Annotated in this window: 24 protein-coding genes; 9 read left to right on the top strand and 15 right to left on the bottom strand. The window is 57.8% G+C overall.

The window, feature by feature from the left end; translation table 11 throughout:
• The first annotated feature begins 94 nt into the window (after nucleotides 1-94).
• The gene (gene rapA, locus KSP9073_RS10210) at nucleotides 95-3,022 is read left to right on the top strand and encodes an RNA polymerase-associated protein RapA (RefSeq protein ID WP_108842882.1); all 2,928 of its coding nucleotides are present in this window, start codon (nucleotides 95-97) and stop codon (nucleotides 3,020-3,022) included.
• A 34-nt stretch (nucleotides 3,023-3,056) separates the two neighbouring features.
• On the opposite strand, the gene KSP9073_RS10205 is transcribed toward rapA, so the two are convergent.
• Nucleotides 3,057-3,959 (bottom strand): TIGR01777 family oxidoreductase, encoded by a 903-nt coding sequence (locus tag KSP9073_RS10205; protein ID WP_108842881.1) that lies wholly within the window; start codon nucleotides 3,957-3,959, stop codon nucleotides 3,057-3,059.
• Nucleotides 3,960-4,114: 155 nt separating this feature from the next.
• Between KSP9073_RS10205 and KSP9073_RS10200 the strand changes: the two genes are divergently transcribed.
• From KSP9073_RS10200 to fabB, 6 genes are all read left to right on the top strand, one after another.
• On the top strand, nucleotides 4,115-5,155 hold the full coding sequence (locus KSP9073_RS10200) for an NAD(P)/FAD-dependent oxidoreductase (protein ID WP_108842880.1): 1,041 nt from the start codon (nucleotides 4,115-4,117) through the stop codon (nucleotides 5,153-5,155).
• Nucleotides 5,156-5,237: 82 nt separating this feature from the next.
• A complete protein-coding gene (locus KSP9073_RS10195; RefSeq protein ID WP_108842879.1) occupies nucleotides 5,238-5,621 on the top strand; it encodes a sirohydrochlorin chelatase in 384 nt (127 codons plus the stop codon).
• A gap of 188 nt (nucleotides 5,622-5,809) precedes the next feature.
• Nucleotides 5,810-6,760: a MerR family transcriptional regulator gene (locus KSP9073_RS10190; RefSeq protein WP_108842878.1), complete on the top strand. Its 951-nt coding sequence runs from the start codon at nucleotides 5,810-5,812 to the stop codon at nucleotides 6,758-6,760.
• Between the two features lie 67 nt (nucleotides 6,761-6,827).
• The gene (gene phrB / locus KSP9073_RS10185; protein ID WP_108842877.1) at nucleotides 6,828-8,243 is read left to right on the top strand and encodes a deoxyribodipyrimidine photo-lyase; all 1,416 of its coding nucleotides are present in this window, start codon (nucleotides 6,828-6,830) and stop codon (nucleotides 8,241-8,243) included.
• A 130-nt stretch (nucleotides 8,244-8,373) separates the two neighbouring features.
• Entirely contained in the window at nucleotides 8,374-8,889 is a 516-nt protein-coding gene (fabA, locus tag KSP9073_RS10180) for a 3-hydroxyacyl-[acyl-carrier-protein] dehydratase FabA (RefSeq protein ID WP_108843371.1), read from the top strand.
• Nucleotides 8,890-8,902: 13 nt separating this feature from the next.
• Nucleotides 8,903-10,129 carry a beta-ketoacyl-ACP synthase I gene (gene fabB / locus KSP9073_RS10175; protein ID WP_108842876.1) on the top strand — a complete coding sequence of 409 codons (1,227 nt, stop codon included), beginning with the start codon at nucleotides 8,903-8,905 and terminating at the stop codon, nucleotides 10,127-10,129.
• Between the two features lie 86 nt (nucleotides 10,130-10,215).
• Here the strand turns inward: fabB and KSP9073_RS10170 are convergent, their stop codons facing one another.
• Both KSP9073_RS10170 and KSP9073_RS10165 read right to left on the bottom strand, forming a co-directional pair.
• Nucleotides 10,216-10,968, bottom strand: coding sequence for a lysophospholipid acyltransferase family protein (locus tag KSP9073_RS10170; protein WP_108842875.1), 753 nt, complete (start codon nucleotides 10,966-10,968; stop codon nucleotides 10,216-10,218).
• The gene (locus KSP9073_RS10165; RefSeq protein WP_108842874.1) at nucleotides 10,965-11,840 is read right to left on the bottom strand and encodes a sugar nucleotide-binding protein; all 876 of its coding nucleotides are present in this window, start codon (nucleotides 11,838-11,840) and stop codon (nucleotides 10,965-10,967) included. The genes KSP9073_RS10170 and KSP9073_RS10165 overlap by 4 nt, the downstream gene beginning before the upstream one ends.
• A gap of 194 nt (nucleotides 11,841-12,034) precedes the next feature.
• On the opposite strand from KSP9073_RS10165, the gene KSP9073_RS10160 reads away from it, so the two are divergent.
• Nucleotides 12,035-13,039 (top strand): DNA topoisomerase IB, encoded by a 1,005-nt coding sequence (locus tag KSP9073_RS10160; RefSeq protein WP_108842873.1) that lies wholly within the window; start codon nucleotides 12,035-12,037, stop codon nucleotides 13,037-13,039.
• Nucleotides 13,040-13,095: 56 nt separating this feature from the next.
• On the opposite strand, the gene KSP9073_RS10155 is transcribed toward KSP9073_RS10160, so the two are convergent.
• Entirely contained in the window at nucleotides 13,096-13,728 is a 633-nt protein-coding gene (locus KSP9073_RS10155) for a single-stranded DNA-binding protein (protein ID WP_108842872.1), read from the bottom strand.
• Nucleotides 13,729-14,039: 311 nt separating this feature from the next.
• Between KSP9073_RS10155 and uvrA the strand changes: the two genes are divergently transcribed.
• Nucleotides 14,040-16,871, top strand: a complete 2,832-nt coding sequence (uvrA, locus tag KSP9073_RS10145; RefSeq protein WP_108842870.1) for an excinuclease ABC subunit UvrA — start codon at nucleotides 14,040-14,042, stop codon at nucleotides 16,869-16,871.
• Between the two features lie 51 nt (nucleotides 16,872-16,922).
• Here the strand turns inward: uvrA and KSP9073_RS10140 are convergent, their stop codons facing one another.
• The 11 genes from KSP9073_RS10140 to rplR all read right to left on the bottom strand — a co-directional run bounded on the left by KSP9073_RS10140 (nucleotide 16,923) and on the right by rplR (nucleotide 23,766).
• Entirely contained in the window at nucleotides 16,923-17,693 is a 771-nt protein-coding gene (locus tag KSP9073_RS10140; protein WP_439330945.1) for an EAL domain-containing protein, read from the bottom strand.
• Between the two features lie 113 nt (nucleotides 17,694-17,806).
• On the bottom strand, nucleotides 17,807-18,193 hold the full coding sequence (gene rplQ, locus KSP9073_RS10135) for a 50S ribosomal protein L17 (protein WP_108842869.1): 387 nt from the start codon (nucleotides 18,191-18,193) through the stop codon (nucleotides 17,807-17,809).
• A gap of 40 nt (nucleotides 18,194-18,233) precedes the next feature.
• Nucleotides 18,234-19,232, bottom strand: a complete 999-nt coding sequence (locus KSP9073_RS10130; RefSeq protein ID WP_108842868.1) for a DNA-directed RNA polymerase subunit alpha — start codon at nucleotides 19,230-19,232, stop codon at nucleotides 18,234-18,236.
• A gap of 49 nt (nucleotides 19,233-19,281) precedes the next feature.
• Nucleotides 19,282-19,902, bottom strand: coding sequence for a 30S ribosomal protein S4 (gene rpsD, locus KSP9073_RS10125; RefSeq protein ID WP_108842867.1), 621 nt, complete (start codon nucleotides 19,900-19,902; stop codon nucleotides 19,282-19,284).
• 12 nt (nucleotides 19,903-19,914) lie between these two features.
• Nucleotides 19,915-20,301: a 30S ribosomal protein S11 gene (gene rpsK, locus KSP9073_RS10120; protein ID WP_009099028.1), complete on the bottom strand. Its 387-nt coding sequence runs from the start codon at nucleotides 20,299-20,301 to the stop codon at nucleotides 19,915-19,917.
• Between the two features lie 37 nt (nucleotides 20,302-20,338).
• Nucleotides 20,339-20,695 (bottom strand): 30S ribosomal protein S13, encoded by a 357-nt coding sequence (gene rpsM, locus KSP9073_RS10115; RefSeq protein ID WP_108842866.1) that lies wholly within the window; start codon nucleotides 20,693-20,695, stop codon nucleotides 20,339-20,341.
• A 239-nt stretch (nucleotides 20,696-20,934) separates the two neighbouring features.
• Nucleotides 20,935-22,269: a preprotein translocase subunit SecY gene (gene secY / locus KSP9073_RS10110; protein ID WP_108842865.1), complete on the bottom strand. Its 1,335-nt coding sequence runs from the start codon at nucleotides 22,267-22,269 to the stop codon at nucleotides 20,935-20,937.
• Nucleotides 22,270-22,704 (bottom strand): 50S ribosomal protein L15, encoded by a 435-nt coding sequence (gene rplO, locus KSP9073_RS10105; RefSeq protein WP_108843369.1) that lies wholly within the window; start codon nucleotides 22,702-22,704, stop codon nucleotides 22,270-22,272.
• A 5-nt stretch (nucleotides 22,705-22,709) separates the two neighbouring features.
• Nucleotides 22,710-22,895 carry a 50S ribosomal protein L30 gene (gene rpmD, locus KSP9073_RS10100; protein WP_086620778.1) on the bottom strand — a complete coding sequence of 62 codons (186 nt, stop codon included), beginning with the start codon at nucleotides 22,893-22,895 and terminating at the stop codon, nucleotides 22,710-22,712.
• 5 nt (nucleotides 22,896-22,900) lie between these two features.
• A complete protein-coding gene (gene rpsE / locus KSP9073_RS10095) occupies nucleotides 22,901-23,404 on the bottom strand; it encodes a 30S ribosomal protein S5 (RefSeq protein WP_108842864.1) in 504 nt (167 codons plus the stop codon).
• A gap of 11 nt (nucleotides 23,405-23,415) precedes the next feature.
• On the bottom strand, nucleotides 23,416-23,766 hold the full coding sequence (rplR, locus tag KSP9073_RS10090) for a 50S ribosomal protein L18 (RefSeq protein WP_108842863.1): 351 nt from the start codon (nucleotides 23,764-23,766) through the stop codon (nucleotides 23,416-23,418).
• Nucleotides 23,767-23,772: the final 6 nt, after the last annotated feature.

The raw sequence follows: 23,772 nt of genomic DNA, 5'->3' as shown, positions 1-23,772 counted from the left end.
AGACCGTGCCGGTGACCCACGACAGTGCATCTCCAGTCGATGACCGATTCACATTTGTACCCGCGCGCCCCAGAGGCGACATTTTCGAGGCATCATGAGCAATTTTACTCCCGGTCAACGCTTCATCAGTGACGGCGAAACAGAGCTGGGCCTTGGCACCATCCTGAACTGCGACGCGCGCAGCGTGACCGTCCTGTTTGCCGCCAGTGATGAAACCCGTACCTACAGCGTGCGCGAAGCGCCCCTGACCCGCGTGGTGTTCGGCCGCGGTGACCGCATTGATACCGATGACGGCCAGAGTCTGCTGGTCAGCGAGCTGCGCGATGAAGGCGGCCGCATCACCTACCTCGGTCACGACAGCAACGGCGAGCGTGAGCTTCCCGAATCCCGCATCAGTGATCGCATGCAGTTTCATCAGGCGCGCGACCGTCTGCTGACCGGCCAGATCGATCGCAATGACGCCTTTAACCTGCGCTACCGCAGTCTTCAGCACCTCGCGCGCGTTGAGCGCCATCCCGGTTTTGGCCTGTCCGGCCCGCGTATCGACCTGATCCCGCACCAGCTCCATATCGCCGATGATATCGCCAGTCGCCGTCTGCCCCGCGTACTGCTGGCCGACGAGGTCGGTCTGGGCAAAACCATCGAGGCCGGCCTGGTGCTGCATCGCATGCTGCTGACCGGGCGCGTCGAGCGCGCCCTGATTCTGGTGCCGGACAGTCTGACGCATCAGTGGCTGGTCGAGCTGCTGCGCCGTTTCTCCATTGAAGTCACGCTTCTGGATGAACAGCAAAGCCAGGCCCGCGGCAGCGATGGCAACCCGTTTGAATCCGCGCAGCTGGTGCTGGCCAGCCAGCAGTGGCTGTTTGCAAGCCCCGAGCGCCAGCGTCAGGCGCAGGCCTGTGCCTGGGACATGCTGATCGTTGATGAAGCCCAGCACCTTGAATGGGACCCGGAAAACGGCGGCGACACCGGCTATCAGTGCGTGGAAGCACTGGCGACCCAGCGCACCGGACTACTGCTGTTGAGCGCCACCCCGGAGCAGATGGGCGATGTCAGCCACTTTGCCCGTCTGCGCCTGCTGGACCCCGAGCGCTACCACGACATTGACGCCTTTAGAGCCGAACAGCGCGGCCACGCCTCGCTTGCCGAGGCCATCAAGGTACTCGAGCATCTGCCGGCACAGATACAGCAGTACGATGTTCTGCATCACCTCGTTGAGGCAGATCCCCAGGCGCTGAGCCTGCTGGACAACCTGATGCAGGCGGGTGCCGAGGAACAGCCGTCGCTGCGTGAATCACTGCGGCGCGTCCTGCTCGACCGCTATGGCATCGGCCGGGTCATGTTCCGCAACAGCCGCCGCCATGTCAGCGGCTTTCCGGTACGCCATTTGCACGTCAGCGAGCTGGAAAACCCGGGCGCCTATCGCCGTATCGAGCAACGCATTACCCGCGACGAGGACTATCTGGACAGTCTTCTGATCGAGACCGGCCTGGATTACCCGGAGATTCTGCTTTACCCCGAGGCCACCTTTGAAGCGCGCCGACAGGACACGCAGGACGATGAGCGGTGGTGGCGGCTTGATCCGCGCATGGCCTGGCTGCGTGAATGGCTCAAGAGCCATCCTGGCGAGAAGGCCTTGTTGATCTGCCACTACGGGGAAACTGCCCGCGAGCTGGCCGCCGGACTGCAGGTGCTGACCGGGCTTCATGTACCGGTCTTTCATGAAAACATGACACTGATCGAGCGGGATCGCGCCGCGGCCGCCTTCGCCGAGGCCGAAGATGGCAGCCCGCTTCTGATCTGCTCTGAAATTGGCTCCGAAGGTCGCAACTTCCAGTTCTGCCACCATCTGATCCTGTTTGATTTGCCGCCGCATCCTGATCAGCTTGAACAGCGCATCGGCCGCCTGGACCGGATCGGGCAGCAGCATGACGTCGAGATTCATCTGCCGATCATGACCGGCAGCCCTTCCGGTGCGCTTTTACGCTGGTATCAGGAAGCGCTGGCCGCCTTTGAAGCACCCAACGGCCTGGGCAGCGTGGTCAGCGATGCCCATGGCGATGCGCTGTTTGATGCCCTGTTGGACAAGGAGGCACTGGACGAGGTCATCGAACAATCCCGCATGCTGGCCGTCCAGACACGTCAGGAGCGCGAGGCTGGTCGCGACCGTCTGCTCGCCTGGAGCTCGTTTGACGCAGCCCATGCCAACGACATGATCGAGGCCGTTCAGTCGCTGGATGATGATGCAACGCTTGATCGCTATCTCGATCAGGCGCTGGACGTCTTTGGCATCGATACCCGGGAAACGGATGAAGGCCTGACCTATCTGCATCCGGGATCGCACATGGTGGATGGCATGCCCGGTCTGATCCGCGGCGAAGAGGGCTTCACTGCCACCCGGTCACGCCAGCGCGCGCTGGCCCGCGACGATCTTCAGCGACTCTCCTGGGAGCACCCGCTGGTGCGCGAGATGCTCTCAAAGGCCACCAATGAGAGCATGGGCAATACGGCGCTGGCGCTGCTGGCCCATCCCTCCATTCCAGGCGGGCGCGTCATGATGGAAGCGATCTTTCGCACGCGTACCAGCGCGCCGAAGGCGCTGCACGTCAATCGCTTCTTCCCACCGGCCACCGTGCGCGTGCTGCTCGATGAGTCAGGGCAGGTACTGTCCGACAAGGTCTCCTTTGGCGGACTGGCGAAGAATCTGCGTCACGTTAAAAAGGGAGTTGCCCGCAATCTGGTGCGAGAGCGCCAGCAGCAGCTGCGCGAGCTGTTTGGTCAGGCCGAGCAACAGGCAGAGGCAGAGCTGCCGACGCTGGTGGATCAGGCCAGAGCGCAAATGACCACCCAGCTGGAAGGTGAAATCGATCGGCTGGAGGCGCTGGCACAGCGCAACCCGGACGTGCGTGCAGAGGAGATCGAGATGCTGCGTCACGAGCGTGCAGCACTGGATGATGCCATTGCCGGCACCCGCCTGCAGCTGGATGCCGTGCGTGTCATTGTGACCGTCGACCCGCAGTAGGCGGGCCGCCGGTCAAACGGTCATGTCGCGCCGCTCAGGCGGCGCGATGTTCGATGGTGGTCAGCGCCTTTTCAAGGGTGGGGTATTCAAAGCGGAACCCGGCAGCTTCAAGCCTGGCCGGCAGCATGCGGGCGCCGGTCAGCAATAGCTGCGACATCTCCCCCAATGCCAGCGATACCACGCGCCCCGGCATGACAAAGGGCGCCGGCCGATTCAGGCTGGCCGCCAGCGTGCGGGTAAATTCCGCGTTGGTGACAGGCGCTGGCGCACCGGCATTCCAGGCGCCCTGAATCTCCTCATGATTGAGCAAAAAGTCGATGATGCGCACGAGATCATGGCGATGAACCCAGGGCATGTATTGCTGTCCTTTTCCGAGCCGACCGCCTACCCCCAGGCGGAACATGGGCCGCATGGGCTTGAGCATGCCGCCATCGCGGTCCAGCACCAGGCCGATTCGGATACAGGCCACCTGCATCTGATCCGTGGCCAGTTGCTGGGCGGCTTCCTCCCACTCGCGACAGAGCCGATGGGCAAATTCATCATGAGGCGGGGTCTGCTCGGTCACCTCACGACTGCCCTGATCACCGTAGTAGCCCATTGCCGAGCCCGAAATCAGTCGCTTTGGTGGCTGCTCCAGTCGCTGACACAGCTCGCCCACATCCCGAGTGGCCTTGAGGCGTGAAGCGATCAGCTTTTTCTTCTGGTCCTCGCTCCAGCGACGATTGAAAATTGGTTCACCGGCCAGATTAACGATCGCATCCACTGACTGATCAACAAAATCAACTGCCGCGGCGCGGGCCATGACCGGCACACCAATGGTGGCGTGCGCCTTGTCCGGCTGACGAGAAACGACCATCAGCGTATGGCCCTGTTCATGCCAGTACTGACACAGCGCCTGCCCGACAAAACCGGTTGCTCCGGTGATTACTATATTCACGTCACTCTCCCCTGATCCGGCACATGACCATTGCAGGAATTCGCCATGGCCGTTGGTTATTTTGCAAAATCTGTAGAGAACCGTTTTTAACGTCAACGCCCTTTTGGTACATATAACGTACAAGATTTATCCGGACAGCGCCCAGCACCCCGCAGATGTCGGGGCCTTTCCCCTTCAGACAGTTTGAGGCTTTCGTGGACTTCTTGCACAATATAGCCGTCGTCGGCGCCGGCATGGCCGGGCTGGCTGCTGCACGCGCACTGCAGCAGGCGGGAAGAAATGTACAAATTTTTGACAAGGGCCGCCGCCCCGGCGGGCGGATGTCATCGCGGCACAACGCGCATGGTCTGTTCGATCTTGGCGCCCAGTATTTCACGGTTCGTGACCCGGACTTTTTGAAGCTCATCACGAACTTTGAGACGCAGGGGGTTGTGGCGCGGTGGCCGGGCATCATGACCCGTCATGTCGGCGGCCAATGGCAATCACAGCGCCCCGAGCATCCCAGATATTCAGGGGTGCCCTCCATGGCAGCCCTGACCGATGCGCTGGCCGAATCGCTGAACATCCATCAGCAGGTCCGCATCACCTCGATGACGCGCACAGATTCGAGCTGGACACTGGAGGATCAGAATGGCCGGCTCTGGTCAGGGTTTGATCATGTCATCGTGGCCATTCCTGCCCCTCAGGCGACGCTGCTTCTGGACGGGGTCGCGACATCACTGCTGCCTCTGCCCGACATGTCTTCCTGCTGGAGTACCTGGGTGCGGTTCGGGGACACTCTGACCATGCCGGAAGGCATCGATGCCTGGCAGGGCGTTTTTCTGGAGACATCACCAGTGCTGCGCTGGGCCGCACGCAATCAGACCCGTCCCGGGCAGCATGAAGGTGAACGCATCACGCTTCTGGCCAATGATGACTGGTCTGACAGACACCTCGAAGCCGACCCCGACCGGGTAGCGGATGACATGATCGAGGCCTTTCGGGACTTTTATCCCGCGCCGCTTCCGGCCATCAGGGCCCGAGGCGTCCATAGGTGGCGATATGCCCAGCCTCGCCAGCCAGCACAAGACACTGCTGGCTATCTTGTCGACATGGCAAAGGGGTTATCACTTTGCGGAGACTGGTGCATCGATGGCCGCGTCGAGGCGGCCTGGCAATCGGGTCACCGGCTGGCGCAGGCGCTTTTCCATTTATAAAGGCGTCTGCCACCCATAGAGGCGCCCGCCACTCGCGTGGCCGGCCCCTTCAATATTTTGCTGATTCAGGAATGATACTGACATGACAACTGCACTGATCGTACTGGCCCATGGCTCCACGGACAGCCGCTGGCAGGCACCTTTTGAAACGCTGGAACAGCGCCTCAAGGCGCGCATGACGACGCCGGTTCGACTGGCCTATATGGAACTCTGCGACCCGCTGATCGAAAACGTGGTAGCAGAGCTGCATGCCGAGGGGTTTAACACCATCGATATCCTGCCGCTCTTTTTTGCCGCCGGACGCCACCTGCGCGAGGACGTGCCGGGACAGCTGGACGCCCTGCGAAAGGAGCACCCCGAGCTTTCGCTGACGCTTCTGGATCCGGTGGGTCAGCATCCGTCGTTTGCAGATGTCGTGGTCTCGATCGTGGCCGAAAACCAGCGTGACAGCACTTGTACAGAATAAAGTTTGGCGTACAACATCTGTGCAAATACTGCTACACTCTCGCCATACACAGGTTAAATTTATTTGTTCGACCATGATGGCCAACGCCATCATGCATGCAGGTCGAATAGCTCATTTTCGCAACGTGGATACCTTCAGGGTCATCCACGTTCCTGTTAGCAGGAACGGCGAAGGAGGCTCTCTTTACCATGACTGAGAAAGTGGCAAATGCTGTCGGCGGACCGCTCTATCCCATAAGAGAGGTGTCGCGCCTGACCGGCGTCAACTCGGTAACGCTGCGTGCATGGGAGCGCCGTTACGGACTGATCCAGCCAAGACGTACCCCAAAAGGGCATCGACTTTATGCTCGCGAAGACATCGAGCGGGTCGAGCGCATCCTGCAATGGCTTAATCGGGGCGTCCCGGTCAGTCAGGTAGGTGAACTGCTGGATCAGGCTTCCAACGATACTCAAGCGTCGAACGATGGCGACCAGATATCGCCCACCGGAGAAGCATCATCGGATCATGACTGGGAAGGCCAACGCCTTGAAGTCATTGACGCCGTTGCCGAATTTGATACCAGCCGCCTCGAAACCCTTTTTACTCGAAGCATGGGGCTTTATCCGGTCAACACCGCCATCGCGCGGCTCTGGCAACCTGTTGTAGAGCGTCTTGAGAAAGACTGGGCAGATCATGCCACGCCCATGGCACAGCGATGCTTTCTGGAATCATTTTTAAGAACCCGGCTGGGCCTGCGGCTTTATCATGGCAACCATGAAAATACCGAACCCCGCATCCTGATGAGTTATCTTCCGGGAGGCTGCGGTGCACTCTGGCAGCTTCTATTTGCCTTCACTGTCAGCAGTGCCGGTTTCTACATTACCCTGTTCGATGGCGCCGTTCCCATAGGCGAGCTTATCGAGGCAGCTCGACGAAAGAATGCCAGAACCATCGTCCTTTCAGGCGCCATGAAAGCCGATATCGAAGGGCTTCGTCGCGAGCTTTCACAAGCGTCCTATCAGGGCATCCTGCCCATTCGTGTTGCAGGCTCCATTACACGGCAGCTGCGTGAGACGGATGATGAAAACCTGAGCGCACTGGACAGCGACCCGGCTCGAGCGATTGCCCAGCTGAGACTGGCCACTGCTCGTCATGGCTGATATCGAAAATCTTTTGGATTGACTGCGACCCGCCTTACGGCGGGTTGCTTGCGAAAGGAACCGGTAAATGGGTAGCAAGCGCCAGCTGGTCTGGTTTAGAACCGACCTGAGATGTGAAGACAATACCGCCCTTCACCATGCAGCGCAGCGTGGACCCGTGATCGGCGTAGTGTTCTGGACGCCGCAGCAGTGGCGACAACATGGGCATGGTGACAACAAGCTCGCTTTCTGGCAACGCGGAGTCGAGGTGCTCTCAAAGCATCTGGACAGCCTCAATATCCCCTTGAAAATCATCAGTGCCGAGCACTTTGACGCCCTGCCCGCGCAACTCCTTGAGCTGGCACAGGCCCTCAACTGTGAGGCTGTGCACTTCAACGATGAATATGGCCTCAACGAGCGACGTCGCGATCGACAGGTCAGCGAGCAGTTGCATCAAAACGATCTGAGCGTTCATCGCTATACCGACCAGGTCGCCTTTACACCCGGGGAGCTTTTGACCGGCGATGGACGTTATTACAGCGTCTTTACGCCCTTTTATAAAAGCTGGCTTAAAAACATCGGTGCCAACCAGCTTCAGCAGTTTGATGCCCCAAAAGTACAAACTGCTCCAGATAATGTTGCAGGCGACACCATTCCGGAATCGGATACCAGCAATGCCGTCATCAGTGCCGATGAATGGCCTGCCGGCGAGGAGGCTGCGCAGGATCGACTGGCGCGTTTTCTGCAAAAAAGAGCGCATCACTACGAAAATGGGCGCGACTTTCCGGCCATGACGGCCACCAGCGGGTTATCGGCCTGGCTGGCGCTGGGCATGATTTCCTGGCGCCAGTGTATCAACGCTGCCGCGGCCAGAAATGGCGGGCATCTGGGCGACGGGGACAGTAACCTGCAAAGCTGGATCAGCGAGATCATCTGGCGCGAATTTTACCAGCATGTGCTGGTCGGTTTCCCTCGAGTCAACTGCTACCAGCCCTTCCAGGAGCACACGAAGGCTCTGGTCTGGCGTGACAGCGATGAAGACTTTCAGCGCTGGTGCGACGGCAACACCGGTTATCCCCTGGTGGATGCAGCCATGCGCCAGCTGACAACGACCGGCTGGATGCATAATCGTCTGCGAATGGTAACTGCCATGTTTCTCAGCAAACATCTGCTGATAGACTGGCGACGCGGCGAAGCGTTTTTCCTACAGCATCTCGTGGATGGTGAACTGGGCGCCAACAACGGTGGCTGGCAGTGGGCAGCCTCTACGGGGACAGATGCATCACCCTATTTTCGCATCTTTAACCCGACCACCCAGTCCCGACGCTTTGACCCGGAAGGCATATTTATTGCAGAGTTTGTACCCGAACTGGCAAACGTTGCCGCAAAAAAGCGTCATGCGCCTGATGCAGCCACCTGCAAGCAAACCGGCTACCCGGTGCCCATGGTGGATCATCGCGTCGCGCGTCAACGAGCGCTGGACGCCTTCAAGGCACTAAGTTAAACGTAGCTGAAGAGTGATGCCGGGGCAGTAGACCTGCCTACAGGCGCTGGCGTGCATTTCGCCACCTCTATCAGTAAACTAGGCGCGCTCCCCCGGGAGCCCCTATTCCTTTGATTTCCGGAACATGTCAGTGACCACGCAACACTCCTTTAACCGTGATCAGCTGCTTGCATGCAGTCAGGGTGAGCTTTTCGGCCCTGGAAATGCACAGCTGCCGGCACCGAACATGCTGATGCTGGATCGCATCACCAACATTCAGGAAGCGGGTGGCAAATACGGCAAGGGCGAGCTGATCGCTGAGCTGGACATTAGCCCTGACCTCTGGTTTTTCCAGTGTCACTTCCCGGGCGATCCTGTCATGCCCGGCTGCCTGGGCCTTGACGCCATGTGGCAGCTGGTAGGTTTCCATCTGGGCTGGCTGGGCAATCCCGGCCGCGGCCGCGCTCTTGGCTGTGGCGAGGTCAAGTTCTCCGGACAGATCCTTCCGGATGCCGAGAAGGTTACCTATCATATTCATATCAAGCGGGTGATCACGCGGCGCTTGATCCTGGGCATCGCCGATGGCGTCCTGTCCGTGGATGGCCGCGATATTTACGAAGCCAACGACCTGCGCGTTGGCCTGTTCACCTCCACTGCGAATTTCTGATGGGGAGGCTCCCATGCGACGAGTGGTAGTCACTGGCCTGGGCATTGTCTCCTGCCTGGGCAACGATCAGCATCAGGTACTTCAATCCCTGAAGGAAGGCCGTTCCGGCATTCGCTTTCGCGAAGAGTATGTCGAGCGCGGAATGCGAAGCCATGTTGCCGGTGTTGTCGACATCGACCTGGATGCTCTGGTCGATCGCAAGCAGCGCCGCTTCATGGGGGATGCGGCCGCCTACGCCTATGTCTCCATGCAGCAGGCCATCGAGGATTCCGGGCTTGCTCCTGAAGACGTGTCGAATGTGCGCACCGGCCTGATTGCAGGTTCGGGCGGCGCGTCTTCTGCCAATCAGGTTGAAGCCGCCGATATCCTGCGTGAAAAGGGGCTACGCCGGGTCGGGCCCTATCGGGTCACCCGCACCATGGGCAGCACCGTATCGGCATGTCTGGCCACCCCCTTTGGCATCAAGGGCATCAACTACTCCATCTCTTCTGCCTGCGCGACTTCGGCGCACTGTATCGGCAGCGCTGTCGAGCAGATTCAGCTGGGCAAGCAGGATGTCGTCTTTGCCGGCGGTGGTGAGGAAGAGCACTGGACCCTGTCGTGTCTGTTCGATGCCATGGGCGCGCTGTCCACCAGCTATAACGACTGCCCTGAAAAGGCTTCTCGCGCCTATGACACTGCCCGTGACGGCTTCGTCATCGCCGGTGGCGGTGCCATGCTGGTTCTGGAAGAACTCGAGCATGCCAAAGCCCGTGGCGCCAAAATTTATGCCGAGGTTGTAGGCTACGGCGCCAATTCCGATGGCCATGACATGGTCGCGCCCTCCGGTGAAGGCGGCGCTCGCTGCATGCAGCAGGCAATGTCGACCGTCAAGGGTGACATTGACTATATCAACACGCATGGCACCTCGACGCCGGTCGGCGATATGTGTGAGATCAAGGCCCTGCGTGACGTCTTTGGTGACAGGGTGCCCGCAATCTCCTCGACCAAGTCGCTGACAGGACACTCTCTGGGGGCGACCGGTGCACAGGAAGCCATCTACTCGCTTCTCATGATGCAAAACGATTTCATCTGCGCGTCAGCCAATATTGATGAAGTCGATCCGCAGGCCAGTGACCTGGACATCGTGACCAGTCGTCGTGACGGTGTACGCCTTGACCGAGTGCTGTCCAACAGCTTCGGGTTTGGCGGCACCAATGCTTGCCTGATCTTTCAGCGCATGACGGATGAGTCGACCTGATCGCTGCACCATCGGTACGAAAAAGGGCGCCCCTGAGGGCGCCCTTTTTAATGTTACGGCAGTTCAGATAACGAGGGCTTCGATATTCACAGTGCGCTGGCAGATGCTTCTTCGACCGCAGGCCTGGGTACGCTTGAAATACGTGAAAGCTGCGCCTCGATCCACTGCTCGACTTCCCGGGTCACCTCATCGGGCCTGCGACCCCTGGTGGCGATGGGCTCTCCAATCACGACATTGATCTGCCCGGGGGTCTTGATAAAGCTTTTGCTCGGCCAGTGCTCACCGGCATTGTGGGCTACCGGCAATATCGGCACGCCTGCCCGACAGGCCATGTGAATCCCGCTCTTGTTGAAGCGACGACGCTCTCCCGGCGGCACCCGGGTGCCTTCAGGGAACAGCAGCACGGAAAGCCCGGAAGCAAGACGGGCGGCGCCCTCACTCAATACCATTCTGAGCGCTCGCGAGGGTTTGGAGCGATCCAGAGGAATGGGGCTGAGCATTCTGAGCGCCCAGCCAAAAACGGGAATCTTCAGCAGTTCCTGTTTAAGCACCGTACACATGGGCGACTTGATGGTCTGGAGAAAGAGGGTCTCCCACTCGCTTTGATGGTTGGACAGCAACACACAGGGCGCATCCGGAATATGATCACGCCCCTCAACCCGATAGCGCACGCCACAACAGAGCCCGAACCAGACCACGATAAAGTGGTTATAGAGATTCAATACTCGAAAGCGTGCGTTGAGGGGCAGAAAAAATGCCAGCGGCACCAGGGTAACCGCGCTGACGAGAATGGCCATCAGATAGCCGGTATAAAATAACAGACTGCGTAGCGCCTTCACGGCCCCTTCTCCTCGTCAAAGCGTGTCTGACACCACTGTTCGAGCATGGCATCCAGCGCCAGCCGCCAGGGCTTTTGATGCACGCCAAAGGTCTCAAGCATCTGACGACAATTGAGTACGCGTCGCAGCGGCTGATCATGATGATGGTGCAATGGCTGAACCTCGCCGAGCGTCAAATCGATATGTCTTCTGGCCAGCTGAATTTCCAGCTGGTGGCGCACGACGCCGTGAAAGGTATAAAGACTGACCGGTTCCACACCGGCAAGATGATACGCCCCCCAGGCATTGGCGCCTGAAAACTGCTGGGCCAGCATGCCAATCATGGCACGCGCCACGGCCTGCACGGGCGTTGGGCAGATAATCTCGTCTTCTGCGGCGCGCAGTGGCCTGCCATTGGCCAGAGCGTCCAGCACCTCTGCAAGCCTTGCGTTGCGCCCTTCCAGCGCCATCAGCGGCCCGGTACGCACGATAAAGTGCTCAGCCAGACCCGATCGAATGCGATTGCCCGTTTCCAGCAGACGCTGTAGCCCTTCATGGCGAGGCGAAGGCAGCACGCTTTCCTCGATGGGCATGTCCGACCCGGCTTCAAAGACCTGATCGCTGACCAGCCAGACCAGCGGCACCCCCAGGGCATGACAGGCAGTCATGACGGCGTCTACCTGATCGACATGCTCAACGATCTCGGCATGGTCGACACTGGCTGGATCCAGTAATGGCGGAAAAATGACGGCGTCCGGTGCCCGGGCCTTTAAATGTGACAAGGAGCACTGGCGGGAACGCTCAATGATCAGCTCAACATCGCTTCGCGAGTCGCTTTCATCGATGAGCGCCCGACCAAGACAGTGATCGGCATCAAGCAGTAATAGTTTCATTGATTTTGCGGCCCGACAGAAAATGACGTCACTCTTGGCGGGCAGTGACGCGGCAGGCCCGACACTTTACAAAAAAAACCCATGGGTTGCACTGTCCCTGCCCTGCAACGGCGGCCTGTCCCGGCGGACAGGTAATAATCGTCTATGATCAGTCAGAGTTCCTGTAACGTTTACCAGCCAGGAAGCCTGACTGCATGACAAAAGACGCCACCACCGTGACACGCCATCGCAGCGGCAAGGGATTTACCTACCGCGACGAAGGCGGAAAGACCCTGAAGGATCGCCAATGGCGAGAGTGGATCAAAAGCCTTGCCGTGCCTCCGGCATGGCGCGACGTGGTCATCAGCCTTGACCCCGAGGCGCGTATTCACGCCACAGGAAGAGACGATGCCGGGCGCAAGCAGTATATCTACAACAGCAAATGGCGCGAGCAACGAGAGAAAATGAAATTTGATCGCATTGTCGATTTTGCCCAGCGGCTATCGACCATGCGACGCATTACCGGTCAACACATGGCGCGTGAAGGCATGCCGCGTGAGAAGGTGCTGGCCTGCATGGTCAGACTTCTGGACACGGCGTATTTTCGCCCCGGCAACGACAGCTACAGCGAGCAGAACGACTCCTATGGGCTGACCACCATGCGTTCGCGCCATCTCACCATCAACGGTGACGAGTTGATCTTCGACTATCAGGGCAAAAGCGGGCAGCAACAGCACAAGGTAATCGAGGATGAAAAGCTGGCTCGGATTGTCGGAGAACTGGATGACATCCCGGGTTACGAAATCTTCAAGTATTTTGATGACAACGGTCGCAAGGTGCGCGTCGATAGCCACGATCTCAACGAGTACATTCATGACGTCATGGGGGAGCGCTTCAGCGCCAAGGATTTTCGTACCTGGGCCGGCACTTCCATTGCCGCTCTGGCGCTGGACGAGCTGGGTATTGGTAGTGATGATGATATCAGCCAGCAATACATTCGCGAGGCAGTAGAACGCGTGGCCTCCCGGCTGGGCAACACACCCAGCATTGCACGGGCCAGCTACATCGACCCCCGGGTGATTGAGAACTACCTCGATGGCCGGCTGTTACGACACTTTCTGGAGCAGATAGAAGAAGCACTCGATCAGGATGACCTGACCGGGCCGGAAGAGCGCGCCATTTTGAAGCTTTTGCAGACCCGATTGAAAAAAGGGCACTGATTCCTTAAAAAACCCGCCGGATGGCGGGTCTGGCAAGGCGCAATATATTCCGGCGTCTAGAACGGGATTTCGTCATCGAAATCATCGAAGCTGCCAGGGTTGGGCGCGCCGCCACCCTGACCTTGGCCACCCTGCTGGTTGCCCGGGGCACCCTGCTGGTTACCCTGACTACCTTGCTGGTTGCCCTGACTGCCCTGCCCATAGCTGTTCTGGCCCTGACCGTAGCCACCCTGATTCTGGCCACCCGAGGGGCTGCTCTGGCGGGCACTGCCGCCCTGCTGGTCGTAACCACCACCCTGCTGGCCATAGCCACTGCCGCCCTGACCGCCGAAGTCGCCGCCCTGAGCACCGCTACGGCTATCCAGCATCTGCATGTCGTTGGCCACGATTTCAGTCGAGTAACGGTCCTGACCGTCCTGACCCTGCCATTTGCGGGTCTGCAGACGCCCTTCGATATAGAGCCGAGAGCCCTTTTTGACATACTGCTGCGCAATTTCGGCAAGCTTGTTGAACATGACAACGCTGTGCCACTCGGTGCGCTCCTGACGCTGACCACTCTGACGGTCAGTCCAGTTATCAGTAGTGGCCAGACGCAGATTGCAGACAGGACTGCCGGAGGGCAGAAAACGTACTTCCGGGTCCTGACCCAGATTACCGATCAGTATGACCTTGTTTACCCCACGGGCCATGTTTCTCTCCAGTGCCGGCTGGCATGTTTAAACGAATGGACTGCCAGGGACATTGCCTTGACATGATCGTCTATAATAACTGTATGGATATTCACTGCAATGCAGGCCTTGCCACGCATATCGTTGAACGAACAAAAGCAGCGCTTCAAGCGGCTGCTTTTTACATGCCCTGATGGGCATCCGCCCCGGTATGGTGTGCTGTTACCATTTTACCGGGCCGCGCATCACATGGAAAACGCTGTGCACTGCATTTTGCACCTCGTTTTCAACTCCTTCTATAGTGTCTTTCCGACGTCGGCGATGAGGTAGGTATGGATCGTATTTCGGTGAGTGGGGCCCGCACCCACAACCTGAAGAACATTGATGTCGAGCTGCCCCGTGACAAACTGATTGTCATTACCGGGCTCTCCGGATCAGGCAAGTCTTCTCTGGCCTTTGACACCCTGTATGCAGAAGGGCAACGGCGCTACGTCGAATCGCTGTCGACCTATGCGCGCCAGTTTCTTTCCATGATGGAAAAACCCGATGTGGACCACATCGAGGGGCTGTCACCGGCCATTTCCATCGAACAAAAGTCCACATCCCACAATCCGCGCTCGACTGTCGGTACCATCACCGAAATATATGACTACTTGCGTTTGCTGTATGCCCGCGCCGGTACACCGCGCTGCCCCGATCATGAACTCGATCTTGAAGCCCAGACCGTGTCGCAGATGGTCGATCAGACGCTGGCACTGGAAGAAGGCACGCGTGTCATGTTGTTGGCCCCCATTATCAAGGGCCGCAAGGGAGAACATCAGCAGGCCCTGACTGAGCTGCGCACCCAGGGGTTCGTGCGGGTCCAGATCGACGGTCAGACCTACGAATTCGATGAACTGCCGACGCTGGACAAGAACAAGAAGCACGACATCAGTGTTGTGGTGGATCGTCTGAAGATTCGCCAGGATATCGATCAACGCCTGGCGGAGTCGTTCGAGACCGCACTGGGGCTTTCCGACGGCGCCGCCGTGCTGCATTTCATGGACGGCGATCGCGAGGACATGATTTTTTCGTCGCGCTTTGCCTGCCCCATTTGTGGCTACTCGATCGCCGAACTCGAGCCACGCATGTTTTCCTTCAACAATCCGGCAGGTGCCTGCCCAAGCTGTGATGGTCTGGGCGCGCACCAGTTCTTCGATCCCGACAAGCTCATTCGTCAGGACGAGCTTTCCCTGTCGGAAGGGGTCATCAAGGGGTGGGATAGACGCAGCATCTACTATTTCAACCAGCTCGAAGCAGTGGCCGCCCACTACAAGTTTGAGCTGGAAACCCCCTGGCAGCAGCTGCCACAGCGGGTGCGCGACGTGGTACTGCACGGCAGCGGCCGTGAATCCATTTCGTTTTCCTACGTCAATGATCGCGGCAAGAAGGTCTCCCGCGAGCATGCCTTTGAAGGCGTGCTGCCCAATATGGAGCGGCGCTACCGGGAAACCGATTCGAGCATGGTCCGCGATGATCTGTCGCGACACCTGGCTGTACGCCCCTGCCCAACCTGTCATGGCAGTCGATTGAGACGCGAGGCGCGTCACGTATTTGTCGATGATCATTCACTGCCCTCGGTGGTTACCAAACCGATCGGGGAAGCACGGACATTTTTTGGCGAAATGGACCTTCCCGGTCGCCGGGGTGAAATTGCCAAACGCATTCTCTATGAAATCACCAGCCGCCTTGAGTTTCTGGTCAATGTCGGTCTTGACTATCTGACGCTGGAGCGCAGCGCCGACACCCTGTCAGGTGGTGAAGCTCAGCGCATACGACTGGCCAGTCAGATCGGCGCCGGACTGGTGGGCGTCATGTACATTCTTGATGAACCCTCCATCGGTCTTCACCAGCGCGATAATGATCGCTTGCTGCAGACCCTGGTCCGACTTCGCGATCTGGGCAATACCGTCATCGTGGTCGAACACGACGAGGATGCCATTCGAGCCGCGGATCACGTGCTCGATATCGGCCCTGGCGCCGGGGTTCATGGCGGTCAGATCATTGCACAGGGCACGCCTGACGATATTGAAGCCAGTGCAGAATCCCTGACCGGACAATACCTGTCAGGCACTCGACGCATCGAGATCCCCTCGCCACGTACGCCCATCAATCCCGAGAAAATGCTTCACCTGACCAGGGCCAGCGGCAACAACCTCGACAACGTTGATCTTGCGCTACCGCTGGGGCTTTTTGTCTGTGTGACCGGTGTTTCCGGGTCAGGGAAATCCACCCTGATCAACGCTACCCTGATGCCCGTGGCGGCGCGCGAACTCAACAAGGCCACCACGCTCACGCCTGCGCCCTTCAAGGAGATCAAGGGCCTTGATCAGCTCGACAAGGTCATCGATATTGATCAGAGCCCCATCGGACGCACGCCTCGCTCCAACCCGGCCACTTACACCGGTATATTCACGCCAATTCGTGAACTCTTCGCCGGTACGCCAGAAGCGCGATCGCGAGGCTACAAGCCGGGACGGTTCTCCTTTAACGTCAAGGGCGGGCGCTGTGAGGCGTGCCAGGGTGAGGGCATGATCAAGGTGGAGATGCACTTCCTGCCTGATATTTATGTCCCCTGTGATGTCTGTGGCGGCCGGCGCTACAACCGGGAAACACTGGACGTGCTCTACAAGGGGCACAGCATTCACGATGTACTGGAAATGACGATCGAGGAAGCCGTCGAGTTTTTCTCGCCGGTGCCTGCCATCGCCCGCCGCTTGCAAACCCTGATGGACGTCGGCCTTTCCTATATCAAGCTCGGGCAAAGCGCGATCACGCTTTCCGGCGGCGAGGCACAGCGGGTCAAACTGGCCCGCGAGCTGGCCAAGCGGGATACCGGCAAGACACTCTATATTCTTGACGAACCCACCACGGGGCTTCATTTCGAGGATATTCGACAGCTGCTTGGCGTGCTGCATCGCCTGCGCGATCAGGGCAACTCCGTGGTGGTCATCGAGCACAACCTGGATGTCATCAAGACCGCCGACTGGATCATCGATCTGGGCCCGGAAGGAGGTTCCGGCGGTGGGCGTATTATCGCCGAGGGCACCCCTGAAGAGGTCGGCGAGCAGGATGTTTCGCACACCGGACGCTTTTTGAAACCACTGCTGGCCCGCGGCTACTAATCCTACCAGTCCAGAAAAGGGCCGGAAGCCATGAAGGCTTCCGGCCCTTTTTTATAGGGCAGTCACTGCCGCCATGCAGGACGGATCAATATCCGGCAATGCTTCGAAGGCAGGCCTGGCATAGTAATAGCCCTGATGGCGCATGATGCCCTGCCGATACAGCCAGCTCGCCTCTTCAAGCGTTTCGACCCCTTCAGCAACAAGCCCTATCTCAAGCGATGCAGCCATTAAAGCGATGTGACGCACCAGATGCTGGCGACGTACATCCTGCCCGATACCACTGATCAAAACCCGATCCAGCTTCAGATGATGCGGTGTCAGTACCGTGAGCAGATCGAGATTGGCATGCCCAGTGCCGAAGTCGTCCAGCGCCACGGTAAACCCCATCTCATGATATTCCTCAACGATATGGCGCAGATGATCTCGATCAGCCACGTGCTCATTTTCAGTAATTTCAAAGATCAGATTATTCAGTGACCAGCCTACACGCTCGGCGACTTTCAACGTGGCACGAATACAGGCCCGCGGCTCATAGACGGCATTGGGCAAAAAATTGATGGAGAGTTTTGAGGTCATGCCAAGCTGACTGGCCATCTCGATGGCGCGCACCCGACAGGCCTGATCGAAGGCATAAAGCTCGTTTGCCGTTACCTGTGACAAGATAGACCAGGCAGACTCGCCATTGATACCGCGCACCAGCGCTTCATGAGCAAAAACGCTGCCGGTGGATAAATCGACGATGGGCTGAAAGGCCATGGTGAAAGAGAAAGGTAAATCGCGTTGACAGTTTTCGCACTCTCCGTTGACGAAATGACATCCCACGGCAGGTACTCAAGCGGCTGATTGGATTCTTAGTATGGATCAGGCAGGCAAGGTTCAGAGACAAAAAAAGCCGACCCTGAGGTCGGCTTTTCTGACGATAGCAGAAAGTGCGGTTATTCTTCGCCGCTGGCTTCTGCTGCTACCGGGCGATCAACCAGCTCGACATACGCCATGGGCGCATTGTCGCCGGCTCTGAAGCCGCACTTGAGTACGCGAACATAACCACCCGGGCGGGTGTTATAACGCGGACCCAGTTCGTTAAAGAGCTTGCCAACCGTTTCCTTGGAGCGGGTACGGCTGAACGCCAGACGGCGATTGGCCACACTGTCATTTTTAGACAGGGTGATCAGCGGCTCAATATAACGACGCAGCTCCTTGGCCTTGGGCAGCGTGGTTTTGATCATTTCATGCTCAACCAGCGAAATGCACATGTTCTGGAACATGGCATTACGGTGCGAGCTGTTACGGCTTAGATGACGACCGGTTTTACGATGACGCATGGATAAGATTCCTTACCAATCTGGGGCGCGAGTCACCCGTTCAGGCAGAGGCCTTGTCGTCTTTCAGACTCGCCGGCGGCCAGTTGTCCAGCCGCATGCCAAGTGAAAGATTACGAGCCTCGAGAACGTCCTTGATTTCATTCAACGACTTCTTGCCGAGATTGGGTGTTTTAAGAAGCTCTACTTCGGTGCGCTGAATCAGGTCACCGATATAGTAGATATTCTCGGCCTTGAGGCAGTTGGCACTTCGGACAGTCAATTCGAGATCGTCAACAGGACGCAGCAGAATCGGATCAATCTGATCTTCCTCTTCCTCTACTTCCTGCTCTTTCTCGGCTTCAAGATCAACGAAGGCAGCCAGCTGCTCCTGCAAGATGGTTGCAGAGCGGCGAATGGCTTCTTCGGGATCCAGCGTGCCGTCGGTCTCCAGATCAATGACCAGCTTGTCGAGGTCGGTACGCTGTTCAACGCGTGCCGCTTCGACTGCGTAGGAAACGCGGCGAACCGGAGTATACGTGGCATCAAGCTGAAGCCGACCGATAGCACGTGATTCATCATCACGCTCGGCACGGACGTCTGCGGGCTCGTAGCCACGGCCACGCATAACGCGCAGCTGCATCTTCAGTTCACAGCCATCATTGATATGAGCAATGACGTGATCCGGGTTGACAATCTCAATGTCATGATCGACGGCGATATCGCCGGCAGTCATGATGCCCGGGCCCTGCTTGTTCAGCGTTAATACAACGTCATCGCGGCCATGCATCTTGATGGACACGCCCTTCAGATTCAGGAGGATCTCAATGACATCTTCCTGAACACCTTCGATTGCGCTGTACTCATGCAGAACGCCTTCGATTTCTGCTTCTGTAATCGCACACCCAGGCATGGATGACAGCAGAATACGACGCAGGGCGTTCCCGAGAGTATGACCAAAGCCGCGCTCGAAAGGCTCGAGCACGATCTTTGCATGATTCGCGCTGACTTCTTCGACCTTGATGTCGCGGGGTCTTAGAAACTCTGTCACTGAACGCTGCATATGAACACCTATCAGGCTGCCAAACGGTTTATCCAAAAAAGCTCAATGCTTATTTGGAGTACAGCTCGACAATCAGGTTTTCGTTGATGTCGGCAGACAGGTCGCCGCGCTCAGGGAGAGCCTTGAAAGTGCCTTCCATCTTCTTCGAGTCAACGTCGACCCAGCTTACATCGCCACGGTTGCCAGCAAGCTCGAGAGACTGCTGAATACGCGACTGATTTTTGGCCTTTTCACGAACGCTGACCACATCACCGGGACGGACCTTGTAGGACGCCACGTTGACGGTACGACCGTTAACGGAGATGGCCTTGTGACTGACAAGCTGGCGAGATTCGCTGCGAGTCGAGCCAAAGCCCATACGATAAACGACGTTGTCGAGGCGAGTCTCGAGGAGCTGAAGCAAAACTTCACCTGTGGCCCCTTTCTGACGCGCGGCTTCCTTGTAGTAATTGCGGAACTGCTTTTCCAGTACGCCGTAATAACGACGGACCTTCTGCTTTTCACGCAGCTGCGAGCCGTATTCGGAAAGACGCTGACGGCGCTGACCGTGTTGACCCGGGGGAGTCTCTGACTTGCACTTCTTCTCGAATGCTGTAACACCGCTCTTCAAAAAGAGATCGGTGCCTTCGCGACGAGAGAGCTTGCACTTCGGACCAGTATAACGTGCCATGAGTGTGTCTCCTTAAACGCGACGCTTTTTCGGTGGGCGGCACCCGTTATGCGGGATGGGTGTCGCGTCAACAATGCTTTGCACGCGAAAACCGGCGGCATTCAATGCGCGCACGGCGGACTCACGGCCGGGCCCCGGGCCCTTGACCAGTACGTCGACGTTTTTCACACCATACTCGGCTGCAGCGGTTGCTGCACGTTCACTTGCCACTTGGGCAGCGAACGGGGTGCTCTTGCGAGAACCACGAAAACCCGAACCACCGGCAGTGGCCCATGAAAGAGCGTTGCCCTGGCGGTCTGTGATCGTCACGATCGTATTGTTAAAAGAGGCATGGATGTGGGCAACCGCATCCACCACCTGCTTTTTAACCTTTTTACGGTTACTGCGCGGGTTAGCCATGTTTGATGTTCCTGAATTCTAAACGCCGGACATGCGTTTATTTGCGAATCGGTTTACGCGGTCCCTTGCGGGTACGCGCATTCGTCTTCGTGCGCTGCCCGCGCATCGGAAGACTGCGACGATGGCGCAGACCACGGTAGCAACCCAGATCCATGAGACGCTTGATATTCAGCGTAATCTCACGGCGAAGGTCACCTTCCACGGCATATTGGCCAACTGCAGTACGCACCTCGTCGAGTTTCTCGGCGGAGATATCTCCAACCTTGACGTTAGGTGCAATACCCACCTGCGCACAGATTTCCATAGCGCGGGTGCGACCAATACCGTAGATGTAGGTCAGCGAGATCGCCGCATGCTTGTTGTCCGGGATATTGACGCCTGCAATACGGGCCATCAGCTTTCTCCGAATTTGAGCGGCTTGCTCGGTTAATCGTCTGTAAAAGGCGCAATAGCATACCGCCCCTGATAACTCATGGCAAGGGGTATGCATCGCAACCTGTCTCATTGGCAGTGAAGCAAAGGCTTCCCGCCGCTATCGCTATCACAGTGAAACTTTATGACGGCGTGATCAGACCCTGCGGCCTGAGTGGTAAGTGGCAGGCCCGAAAGGCAGCCTGCCACTACCGGAACATGTCAGCGCATTACGCCGCCACTGCCATATCCCTTGAGGTTTGACTTCTTCATCACTGACTCATACTGACTGGACATCAGATGAGACTGGACTTGCGCCATGAAGTCCATGACGACGACCACAACGATCAGCAGCGAAGTACCACCGAAGTAAAAGGGTACCTGCCATGCCACCATGAGGAACTGGGGCATGAGGGAGACCAGAGTGATGTAAAGAGCGCCAAACAACGTAAGACGCGTCATGACCTTGTCGATATAACGCGACGTCTGCTCACCGGGACGAATACCCGGCAGAAATGCTCCTGACTTCTTCAGGTTATCAGCTACATCCTTCGGGTTAAAAACCAGTGCGGTGTAGAAGAAACAGAAGAAAACAACGGCAGTGGCAAACAGCAGAATATACAACGGCTGACCCGGCCCCAGAGCCTGGGAAATGGTCGACAGCCATCCCATGTTTTCGCCCTGACCAAACCACTGACCCAGCGACGCCGGGAAAAGCAGAATGCTCGAGGCAAAAATGGGCGGGATAACGCCGGCCATATTGACCTTCATTGGCAGATAGCTGCTCTGGCCGGCATACATCTTGTTGCCGACCTGTCGACGCGGATAGTTGACCGTAATACGGCGCTGACCACGCTCAATGAAGACCACAAAGGCAATCGTTGCAATACCAAGTACGCCAAGCGCCAGCAGCGGCAGTACATTCCAGGCACCATCGTTGCGTGCCAGTTCGAACGACTGCCCCAGCGCACCGGGCAAACCGGCAACAATACCGGAAAAGATAATCAGCGAAATACCATTGCCGATGCCCTTTTCGGTAATCTGCTCACCCAGCCACATCAGGAATACGGCACCTGCCACAAAAGTGGTGACCGCCGTAAAGTAGAAGCTGAAATCGGCGCTGTAAGCGACCCCGTTACTGACAAGCCCTACTGACATGCCGATCGCCTGGATCAGCGCCAGCAACACCGTGCCGTAGCGAGTGTACTGGCTGATCTTTCGACGGCCGGCCTCGCCTTCCTTCTTCAGCTGTTCAAGCTGCGGCGAAACCACGGTCAGAAGCTGCATGATAATTGATGCAGAAATATAGGGCATGATGCCCAGTGCAAAAATACTCATGCGCTGCAGCGCACCACCCGAGAACATGTTGAACATGCTCAGGATGGTACCCTGATTTTCTCTGAACAAGGCAGTGAGCTGGTCAGGATCGATACCGGGGACTGGAATGTGGGCACCGATACGGTAAACCACGATTGCGATAAAAACGAACCTCAGGCGAGCCCACAGCTCGCCCAGACCGCTTTGCATGTTAGCCGGTACTTTTCCTGACTTTGCCATTTAGTCCTCTACCTTGCCACCGGCGGCTTCAATGGCAGCCCGTGCACCCTTGGTGACTTTCAGACCACGTACTGTAATGGCGCGATCAAGATTGCCGGACAGCACAACCTTTGCAAAACGCGTGGCATTTTTCAGCACGTTGGCCTTTTTCAGGCTTGCCAGATCCGCGACGTCGCCTTCGACATGGGCCAGTTCGTTAAGACGAACTTCTTCGCTGACCAGTGACTTGGCAGACGTGAAGCCAAACTTGGGCAGACGACGCTGGAGCGGCATCTGACCACCTTCGAAGCCCGGCTTGATTGAACCGCCGCTGCGAGAAGTCTGGCCCTTGTGACCGCGACCAGCAGTCTTGCCCAGCCCGGAACCAATACCGCGACCAACACGCTTTGCAGCCTGTTTGGAACCCGGCGCCGGGGTCAGGCTATTCAGTTTCATGGTCATTACTGAGCTCCTTCAACGCGAACGAGGTAGTTGACCTTGTTGATCATGCCACGAACGGCCGGCGTATCTTCGAGCTCAACCGTGTGGTTGATACGGCGAAGACCCAGCCCGCGCATGGTGGCCTTGTGCTTTTCAAGTACGCCGATCGTGCTGCGTACCTGAGTAACCCTGATTGTGGCTGACATGGCGCTTACCCCGTAATCGCTTCAACGGACAGGCCACGCTTTGCCGCAACGTCCTCGGGAGAACGCATGGAAGCGAGGCCCTTGACGGTTGCGCGCACGACGTTGACCGGATTGGTCGAGCCATAGCACTTGGCCAGGACGTCATGTACACCAGCCAGTTCCAGCACCGAACGCATCGCACCACCTGCGATGATGCCGGTACCTTCAGAGGCAGGCTGCATGAAGACCTTGGAAGCGCCATGGTTGGCACGTACCGGATACTGCAGCGTATGACCGCGCAGCTCGACCTTGATCATGTTGCGATGAGCTTGGTCCATCGCCTTTTGAATCGCGACCGGCACTTCACGCGCCTTGCCACGACCAAAGCCGATACGGCCATTGCCATCGCCTACGACGGTCAGAGCGGTGAAACCGAAAATACGGCCGCCCTTGACCACTTTGGCAACACGGTTGATCTGAACAAGTTTTTCCTGCAGATCACCGCTGCCCCTCTGTTCATTATTCGCCATCGTAGAACCCTTTAGAATTGCAGGCCGCCTTCGCGCGCGGCATCAGCCAGGGCCTTGACCCGACCATGGTACCTGAACCCGGAACGGTCAAAGGCAACTTGAGTAATTCCCGCTTCCTTTGCACGCTCGGCCAGCAGTGTACCAACGCGAGCAGCGGCATCAGAATTACCGGTAGCATCTTCACGCAGCGACTTGTCGAGCGTGGAGGCGCTGACCAGGACCTGGCCACCGTCTGCGGAAATAATCTGAGCGTACATGTGACGCGGCGTGCGATTGACGCTCAGACGATTGATACCAAGTTCGCGGATCTTGGCGCGCGTGCGGCGGGCACGACGGAGACGAGCTTCTTTCTTCGCGTTCATAACCCT

This window comes from Kushneria phyllosphaerae (genome assembly GCF_900312995.1).
In the GTDB taxonomy this organism is placed as follows: Bacteria; Pseudomonadota; Gammaproteobacteria; order Pseudomonadales; family Halomonadaceae; genus Kushneria; species Kushneria phyllosphaerae.
This window is presented reverse-complemented; position numbering and strand designations above follow the sequence as displayed.